The 7261-nt window shown below is 33.2% G+C and carries 7 protein-coding genes; 2 read left to right on the top strand and 5 right to left on the bottom strand.

Annotated elements, in window-relative coordinates:
• Positions 1-136: 136 nt before the first annotated feature.
• Entirely contained in the window at positions 137-241 is a 105-nt protein-coding gene (locus tag AC1EUY_RS10420) for a helix-turn-helix domain-containing protein (protein WP_480195471.1), read from the top strand.
• Positions 242-276: 35 nt separating this feature from the next.
• Here AC1EUY_RS10420 and AC1EUY_RS10415 read toward each other — a convergent pair whose 3' ends face one another.
• Positions 277-2193 (bottom strand): ABC-F family ATP-binding cassette domain-containing protein, encoded by a 1917-nt coding sequence (locus AC1EUY_RS10415; RefSeq protein WP_480195470.1) that lies wholly within the window; start codon positions 2191-2193, stop codon positions 277-279.
• Between the two features lie 55 nt (positions 2194-2248).
• On the opposite strand from AC1EUY_RS10415, the gene AC1EUY_RS10410 reads away from it, so the two are divergent.
• The gene (locus AC1EUY_RS10410; RefSeq protein ID WP_480195469.1) at positions 2249-2653 is read left to right on the top strand and encodes a DUF983 domain-containing protein; all 405 of its coding nucleotides are present in this window, start codon (positions 2249-2251) and stop codon (positions 2651-2653) included.
• 2 nt (positions 2654-2655) lie between these two features.
• On the opposite strand, the gene AC1EUY_RS10405 is transcribed toward AC1EUY_RS10410, so the two are convergent.
• The 4 genes from AC1EUY_RS10405 to porL form a co-directional block, all read right to left on the bottom strand.
• On the bottom strand, positions 2656-3696 hold the full coding sequence (locus AC1EUY_RS10405) for an NAD(P)/FAD-dependent oxidoreductase (protein WP_480195468.1): 1041 nt from the start codon (positions 3694-3696) through the stop codon (positions 2656-2658).
• Between the two features lie 338 nt (positions 3697-4034).
• On the bottom strand, positions 4035-4940 hold the full coding sequence (gene porN / locus AC1EUY_RS10400; RefSeq protein WP_480195467.1) for a type IX secretion system ring subunit PorN/GldN: 906 nt from the start codon (positions 4938-4940) through the stop codon (positions 4035-4037).
• A 30-nt stretch (positions 4941-4970) separates the two neighbouring features.
• A complete protein-coding gene (porM, locus tag AC1EUY_RS10395) occupies positions 4971-6506 on the bottom strand; it encodes a type IX secretion system motor protein PorM/GldM (RefSeq protein ID WP_480195466.1) in 1536 nt (511 codons plus the stop codon).
• Positions 6507-6545: 39 nt separating this feature from the next.
• Complete coding sequence (gene porL / locus AC1EUY_RS10390; RefSeq protein WP_480195465.1) at positions 6546-7184, bottom strand: type IX secretion system motor protein PorL/GldL; 639 nt, start codon at positions 7182-7184, stop codon at positions 6546-6548.
• Positions 7185-7261 lie beyond the last annotated feature (77 nt).

Below are 7261 nucleotides of genomic sequence, written 5' to 3'. Positions count from 1 at the left end.
ATTAACTTAGTTATTTGAATAAAAAATTGCTTCTAAAAATTGTATATGAAAAATGCAACTAAAAAAATTCGGTTAGAACGATTAAAAAAAGGGTATTCTCAAGAATTTATAGCCAACGAAATTGGTACAAGTCAACGTGCAATACAGTAAACTAGAAAATAATCATACAGAACTTACTTTAAATAGACTCAATGCTATTTGTAAAGTTTTAGATCTAGCTATTGTAGATTTAATAACTTAAAAGTAAGATTGTTTCACTAAGTTCCCAATAAGATTTTAATTCTCAATTTTTATATGCAACTCCTCCCACTCCTCCATCAACTTCTCTATCTTATCTTTTTTAGCCTGATATTTGGTAAAAAAATCGGGATCTGAAGTGAGTTCTTCATATTTTGTAGCATCTAATAAGTCAATATCTAATTGTTTTACTTCTTTCTCTAAATCTGAAATTTGTGTTTCAAGTTTCGTTAATTTATTTTGAAGTTTCTTCTGTTGTTTTTCATCTTGATATGACAACTTACTGTCTATTTCTTTCACCGCTTTCTTAACCTCAGTTTTTGATCGTTTTTCAACTTCTCGTAAATTCTCAAGATTATGCTCTTCTAGGTAATAATCGATATCGCCTAAATATTCTTTTATTCGGCTATCTTTAAACTCATAGACAGTCTTCGACAATCCTTGTAAAAAATCTCTATCGTGCGATACTAATATTAAGGTACCTTCAAAATTATTAAGGGCTTCTTTTAATACATTTTTTGAAGCGATATCTAAATGATTTGTAGGTTCATCCATCACTAATACATTAAAAGGAGACAGCAGCATTTTACATAAAGCCAATCGATTACGTTCACCTCCTGACAATACTTTAACTTTCTTTTCAACATCACTGCCGCTAAATAAAAATCCGCCTAACATATCACGTACTTTTATACGATTGCTATCGTTAGAAGCATCTTCCATAGTTTGGAGTAAAGTCTTATTTCCGTCAAGGTATTCAGCTTGATTTTGAGCGAAATATCCTATTTGCACATTGTGCCCTAACTTTAAACTTCCTTCATATTCAATTTCACCGACTATAATCTTAGCCAATGTTGATTTTCCCTGTCCATTTTGTCCTACAAAAGCTATTTTACTTCCTCGCTCAATCAATAGATCAACATTATGCAATACCTGATTATCTCCATAATTTTTGGCAAGATCGTCAGCTTCAATCACAACCTTTCCAGGATTCACTGACATAGGAAATCGAACTTTCATTACCGAAGTATCTTCTACATCTACTTCAATACGCTCAACTTTATTCAATTTTTTAATAAGTGACTGCGCCATCGAAGCTTTATTGGCCTTTGCTCTAAATTTCTCGATCAACTGCTCCGTATGTTTAATCTCCTTCTCCTGATTTTTAAAGGCTTGCAACTGCTTTTCACGTAATTCGTTACGTTGTACCAAATATTTAGAATATGGATACTTGTAATCATAGATTTTACCTAAAGAAATTTCTATGGTTCTATTCGTAACATTATCGAGAAACATCTTATCGTGTGATACTAACATAATAATACCCCCATAACTCTTTAAAAAAGATTCTAACCAAATAATAGATTCAATATCAAGGTGGTTTGTCGGCTCATCAAGTAACAAAATATCATTATTTTGTAATAGTAGCTTAGCCAATTCGATACGCATACGCCAACCACCTGAAAAGGTATCGGTAAGTTTTTCAAAATCTACACGCTTAAACCCTAAACCTTGTAAGATTTTCTCGGTATCACCTTGATAATTATAACCTCCCAAAATCTCATATTGATGCGTGTAGTCGTTTAGATCTATAATAAGTTGATTATATGATTCACTTTCATAATCGGTACGCTCAGCTAGCTGCTTATTAACTTTTTCAAGTTTTCGTTCTAGCTCTTTTATCTCTGTAAATGCTTCATAAGCCTCTTCTAAAACAGTTCTTCCTTTTACAAAATCAATATCCTGTTTTAAAAAACCAATTCGAACATTTTTTTCGAGTGCTAATGTACCTCCATCAATTTCTTGTTCTTTGGCAATTATCTTTAACAATGTTGATTTGCCCGCTCCATTCTTACCCACCAATCCTACTCTATTTCCGGCATCTAATTTAAAAGTGATCCCAGAAAACAAGTCTTCTCCTGCAAAAGAAACCGTAATATTATGTGCGTTTAGCATGCTTTATAATCTATAATATATAACTTTGCAAAACTAGCGTAATTTTAAGAATTAGATGTTTAAAAAAGGAACGAAAGCATATAGCATTTTTAACAATAAATGTCCAAAATGTCAAGAAGGCGATTTTTTTGAAGACAGTAACCCATTACATTTAAAAAAAGTTCTAAAGATGCACGAAAATTGCGCTAACTGTGGTTTTAAATATCAGATAGAACCTTCTTTTTTTTATGGTGCTATGTATGTGTCTTATGGGTTAAGTGTTGGTATATCGATTGCCACTTTTATCGTTCTTTATCTTTTAGGACTGGATTTGATCAAAATATTTATAGGAATATTTGTAACCTTGCTGCTTTTTACTCCTTTTACATTACGATTAGCAAGACTTATTTACATCAATATTTTTGTGGGGTATGACCCGATGTATAAAAACGAAGACTATTTAAACAAAATCAACTCCTAAGATTATACAAATCTATCTATTGCTACTTCCTCTGGTAAGGATTTATTGATTTCTAAATGATCATATAACAATCTTGCCATCTTTGGGGCTAATAAAACGCCTCTTGTACCAAACCCGTTTAGAATAGCTAGTTGCTTGTGCGTATGATGTGTACCCAATAATGGTCGACGATCTTTAACCGTTGGTCTAATACCTGCCCAGTGACCAACAATGTCATAGGGTACCTTTATAATTTTTTCTAATTTTTCTTTGAGTTCTTGTTTGCCTTCTAGTGTCGGATTGGATGTTTTATCTTTCCAATTAAAAGTTGCACCAACGCGGTAGTAATTATTACCCAAGGGTAATACAAAAACTGAGCCTTTAAGTATCGAATTTATTTGTAATTGAGGAGCATGTATAGTAAGCAATTCACCTTTCGTACCTTCTAGCGGCAACTCTCTGAAATATGGATTATTTTTAACCCCAAATCCTTCACAAAAAACAATTTTTTTGGCTTGATAGTTATTGTACTTTGCACCATCTTCCAAAAATTCAAGAGCATTATAATCAAAAGTTTGATTTATCAGTTTATCCTCATTTAGTAGGTAATTTTCATACTCTGAAAGTAGTTTTTTAGTGTCGATTTTACCAGTTTGTACTACTTTCCCAAATCCAAAGGGGGCAATTACGGCCGTATTTTCATTTTTTAAAATTTTTGGTTGCAAATAGTTCTTTAAAACAGGTTTATCACAGGCTTCAAACCAGTTATTTTGTTCTTCTACCGAATTAAAAATTCTATAAATATCGAGTTGATAGTCATATGTAGCCTTTAATTTTTTTTCTACGTTTTTATAGAAAGGAATGGCTATTCGTAACTTGTCATCAACGTCCCAAACTGGTGTAAATCGTTTTAAAACTACTGGATTATAAACACCCGCGGCTACTTTAGAAGATTGTTGCGAGTCATCATTAAAAACCACAAACGATTTACCATGGTTTTCTAATATTTCCGCGAAAGCTAATCCGGCAAGGCCTAATCCTACAATTATATAATCTACTTGCATGTGGCAAAGGTAGAAATTCTAGTTTTCATATTTTAGTCACTACATTAAAGTTTTGGTGAGATAAAATAGCGAGAATAAGTAGTTTTTATTTAATGGATTCCGCATCAAGTGCGGAATGACAAAGTTATACTAAGAAGTATTGTGTCATTTCGAACGAGGAACGAGGAGAAATCTCTTATTATGGAGATGTCTCGTCATTTGTAAACTCATTCTGTCGAGATGACATTAATCACATCAATTTTATTCCGCTCGCAATGATGTTGTGTCTTGAAGTTTTAAGCATAAAAAAGCCCCTACCAAATTGGGTAGGAGCTTTTCACTTATAATCAACTAGAAACTTAGTAGTTCCACATGTCTAATTCTTTATTTCTGATATTCTCTTTAAGTCTATCAGCTTCAAGAACCTGGAACAATGCGTTTCCTTTTATATAATCTGCAACATCTCTGTTACCATATATATTTTCTTCTCTATAAATACTAGCTACAAAACGCCTAGCATTTAGTAAATGATCATATGACAATGGAAATGCCGAATTCTGATTGTTGAATACTTTCATATTATGCGTAGTTTCACGAGCACCTGGATACCATACCCAAAACATTTCTACTAGTTCACTAGCATCACCACCTTGGCCTCCTTGTCCCATAAAATTAACATCTGGTGCTACAGGAGCTATACCTAATAAACGGTATTTTAATTCACCTTGTCTCTTGTCAAAGTACCACACACCTTTAATTTTAAGACCCATGATATCTCCAGAAGTTAAATCTATTCTATCAACATATTCATCAGTTAACTCAGAACCTTCATTTAATAATTCATATCCTGCGTCTGAAGTATCAACTCTAGACATACGACCTTGAATTTCATTTAAGGTCAGTTTATTCTCGAAATAAGAATCATCATATACGTCTATAATCTCACCTGTTTTAATTCCTCTTAACAAAGTATCATAAAGAGATCTTCTATTAGAACTTATATTACTTGTATCAACTGGGTAGTAGAAAGGTAGATTGATCTTTTCGTTCAAATCTATATATTCCCATACTACTTTTGACCATAATATATCTCTATCATCAATATATCCATAAGGCAACGGTTTGTCATTATCTGCTGCTAACTGTTCTGCAGTTTTTACTCCTACTTCTTCAGGAATAGTTGCATTTAATAAGTTGGCTTGCGCACTAATACTATTTGTAGCTAGAACTATAGCGCATATTGCTAAAAAACCTCTCCAATTCATAATACTTATGTTATTAAATTTTATTAATTTTTATTGAATTTCAACACTTAAAGTACCTACCTTCTTAAGATAGTAACCAGAGTTACCTACTATAGAAGCTTTTACATCAAATATAGTAATCACATCTCCTTTACGAGCCTTATTTAAAGCTCTGATAGCAGCTCCATTGAACTTTCTACCTTTTACTTTTACTGTTGGTGAGCCAGGTATTTTTATACTAAATCCAGAGATACCTAAATTTAAATCGAATACAAAATCTGGTAATGCAGCACCAATAGTAACTTTTTGTAAAGTAGTTTTTGGCATTTTAATATATCCTGATTGTCCTCTCGCTGTTGCTACAGGCGCAGGAATATCTTTAATTCTAAATGTTTGTGCAGAAGTTATAGGTGTACCATCAGGTAATTTAGCAGACACATTGATCTTAACTGTTTTACCTTTACCAGGACTCATCATGTATTTACCAATACCTTTAGCTTTACGTAAACCAGGTGCGTTTGCTTTTACAGCATTATCAGCAACACCGGGCATAGAAATTGTAATTGGGTTTTGAACACCTCTATATACAACATTCATTTTATCTGCCGAAATTACAGCACTGTTAGGCTTCGCAACAACCGCATACGTTTGGTTAATTGGTAAACTAACTAAAGAATCTCCTTCTTTAAAAACAAACTCACCTTTAATTTCATTCTCACCAGGGTTACCTGCTGGGAAATCTAATACAGCTCCTCCATCTTGAATGTTCGTAATTTCTTTACCATTGATAATTACTTTATGAGGTTTTAAGGTTGCATCATATTTACCTAATACAACTTTACCTTTAAAGTTATTACCTTGTAATGTAGCTGGTGTTTCAGGCACTAAGATCGTCGTATAATTACGCATAGATACATCGCTCTCTAACTGACCTTGAACCATCGCTGTAAGCATTTCGTTCTCAGTAGATTTAATATCAGCTTGCATCTGTGTTAGATTCGTAATCGTCGAAATTAAAGGAAAACCTTCATAACGATTGTTAATCCATGGTTGCGTACCATCTTCAGTTTTTTGATCTGACGTGTCAAAACGTTTATCAACACTTTCTTTGATACTCTTATACTTCTCATCATCTAAAAGTTCAGAAACTTTTGTACGATAATTGTTAATTTTATCTAAAAATGCTTTACCGTTTTCAGTTACATTCTCACCTTCAAAAAAGTACGTATTTACTGCATCTTCACTATCCATTGACTCATAGTTCGTAGGATCTTCAATACCCTCTAATAAAGCTTCTTTCATTTTCTCAATGTGTGCATTGAAATCTATTGACAAAGCCTGTACTTGTTGCGCTTTCTCATTATACGCTTTATACTTCTCAGGTTGATCTGATGCCTTCGTTGCTAAACTTGCATACGTAGCAACGTTCCTTGTCTCTGACGTCGCATTCGCATCAGTTATCTTTTCGTTCATGAAACCAAATGCAGAAAGAACTTGTTTTGACATATTCATTGCTAACATCGCAATGAAAACTAAATACATCAAGTTAATCATTCTCTGCCTTGGTGATAGTTTACCTCCTGCCATCTCTAATAGTTTTTAGGGTTTAGTTTGGTTAGACTTAAATTAAGACCTGTTATTAGACATTGCAGATAACATACCTCCATATACTCCATTTAATGAAGAAAGGTTTGTTGCAAGAGACTCCATTTGCTCTTTTAATCTTTCAGTATTTTCAGCAACAGCGTTACTCATATTAGCTTGACGCTCAGCGCTATCATACTGTACTTTATATAAACTGTTTAATGATTCCATTTGTGTTGCAGCTAAAGAAAGTTGCTCGCTATATTTATTCGTAGCAGCCACTGAATTTGCAGCAGGCTCTATATTTGCAGCCGCATCAGCAAAACTTTCGATACTAGTCGCTAAACGACCCATTTTTTCTGAATCTAAATTAGCTTCTGCTAACATTGTATCTAACTTATCTGATAATCCTTCGCCATTTGCAGCGTTTCTAGCAGCAGCTTCTCCACCAGATAATTCTGGATATACTAATGACCAGTCTAATTCTTCTTCTACTGGTTCGAAAGCAGAAACGAAGAAAATAAATGCTTCTGTTAAAAGACCGACTGTTAACATAAATCCACCGGTTAATGGTCCGATACTAAAGTGTAAGATTTTGAATAATGCTCCGATTAATACTACAGACGCTCCTAGTCCGTAGATCATATTCATAATTTTCTTTTTTTTGTGTGATTGTGCCATAATAGTTTTAATTTAAAATGTTTAGGTTAATGGTTTAATAATTGTTGTTTTAATTTAGGGTTATTTAGTTATTTGAC

The organism is Maritimimonas sp. 2210JD6-3 (assembly GCF_056591795.1).
The sequence above is the reverse complement of the archived record's forward strand: the minus strand, read 5'-3'. Positions and strand labels throughout refer to the sequence as shown.